Annotated in this window: 2 pseudogenes; both read right to left on the bottom strand. The window is 52.5% G+C overall.

Annotated features, from left to right (window positions below):
* Positions 1-225 (bottom strand): annotated as a pseudogene (locus J7438_RS25855) (ISNCY family transposase); the annotation flags it as partial.
* Positions 222-1,043: pseudogene (locus J7438_RS25850) on the bottom strand (ISNCY family transposase); the annotation flags it as partial. The pseudogenes J7438_RS25855 and J7438_RS25850, both read right to left, overlap by 4 nt.

Genomic DNA, 1,043 nt, shown 5'->3' with positions numbered 1-1,043 from the left:
CTTCTCGGCCACGGGAACCGCTACCTGGTCATCGGTTTGTTTTTCCATCACCTGCTGATGCAGGGTAAAACCAAACTGATCCTGCAGAACGCAAACACGCAGACCAAGCTCTACAGGAACCCCGGCCTTACATTTGCTGATCCACTCGGTATGGGGCTCAAAAAGCGAAAACACTTTCTCGGCATGAGGAATGGCTTCATGTTCAACCACCCGGCGATAAATCAAGTAAACTGGTGCCTTGCATGAAGTATCCAGTAGTGGAGGTTCTCAAGCCTTGCCTCATCAGAGTGGCGCTTTGCCAGCACCGACTGTGTGAGTTCCGCCTTGCGTATGATCTTGAGGCTGTACTTCAGGTATTCCGCGTGCGCCATCTCAATATCATGCTGGCGCAGGCTTCGTTTGGTCTCGCAGTCCGCTGTGGAGTGCTTCAGGTTCCGCACTTTGTGATAGCACTTCATGTGCTGTCTCTTCAAGTAGTCATGCTGCCGCCATAAAGGTTCTTTGTCGTCACAGGCTAACGCCGATGCAAACTCAATGATTTTACGGCAAGCGTCGCTCAGGAGGCTGATGTCAGTAGGGAAGTGAACGTTAGTCTTGACGACAAACGAATCGGCACGGCCATGTAGCGGCTCATCTTTTTTTTTAACCAGCTGGTGACCGGCAGCCACCACGACCTGGTTGACCTGATCCAGTATCTCTGGCGTGAACAGGCTGATGTTATCCTGCAGTGTCTGGATGTGGTAGGAATGTGTGCAATATGGCCCTGTTCCGAGCATTTTCCGTAACGTGCCATGTTCATTGGCCAGCTCCTGCAGCCGGTCGTAGTCGCAGTTGGTGACAAGGCGCAACGTGCCGAAAACCAGTACTTTCCAGAGGTCCATGCCAGGGCGACCATTGTTCCGATTTGCGGGTATCATGGTTTCAAGTACCCGAAAAACCTGATTTCGCAGCTCCAGATCGGTCCAGATATGCTGCAAAGCCCGGAGCAGGCGGGGAATGTCGTCTCTCGACTTGGGGTTGAATGTGATGGCGGAGATATCGAC

It is taken from the genome of Thalassotalea sp. G20_0 (assembly GCF_017744175.1).
GTDB lineage: Bacteria > Pseudomonadota > Gammaproteobacteria > Pseudomonadales > Endozoicomonadaceae > Endozoicomonas.
Note: the sequence above shows the minus strand (reverse complement) of the source record. Positions and strands in the feature narration are given on the sequence as shown.